Raw genomic sequence first — 606 nt, forward strand, 5'->3', positions numbered from 1 at the left:
ATGTAGTTGAGCTGGGACTCGATCATGAGGATCATCGAGGAGTTCCCGAGGCCGGTGTTGGGGCCGATGATCGTCATCCAGTTGGGGAACCCGGCAGCGGTGGCGCCGCGCAGCGAGTTCATGCCGTCCTTCCAGGTGGCGGCGAGCGTCTCGCCCTGGTCGCCGACGACGCGTTCGGCGATCGGCATGTCGGTGACGTGGAAGCCGGTGCCGAAGATGATCACGTCGACCTCGGCCTCGCTGCCGTCGGCGCCGACCAGGGTGTTGCCCCGGATCTCGCTGAGACCGGAGGCGACGAGGTCGACGTTGGGCCGGGCGAGCGCCGGGTAGTACGTGTTCGACAGCAGGATGCGCTTGCAGCCGATCCGGTAGTCCGGGGTGAGTTTGGCGCGCAGCACCGGGTCCTTGATGGCGCGGGCGATGTTCCGCTTGGCCAGCGTCTCCACGGCGCCCAGCTCGCCGGGCCGCTTGGTGAACGCCTGCACCTGGAGTTCGCGGATGCCCCAGAGGATGCCGCGACGGGCGGTGGCGGTGGCGGGCAGCTTGCGGTGCAGCCAGCGTTCGGCACCGGTGACCTTGCGGTCCATCCGGGGCATGACCCACGGG

At 69.0% G+C, this 606-nt stretch carries 1 pseudogene; it reads right to left on the minus strand.

Going from position 1 to position 606, the window contains the following annotated elements:
• Positions 1-606: pseudogene (locus tag ACFV9O_RS40450) on the minus strand (cyclohexanone monooxygenase); the annotation flags it as partial.

The sequence above is a fragment of the Streptomyces sp. NPDC059909 genome, from assembly GCF_042730885.1.
GTDB lineage: Bacteria > Actinomycetota > Actinomycetes > Streptomycetales > Streptomycetaceae > Streptomyces.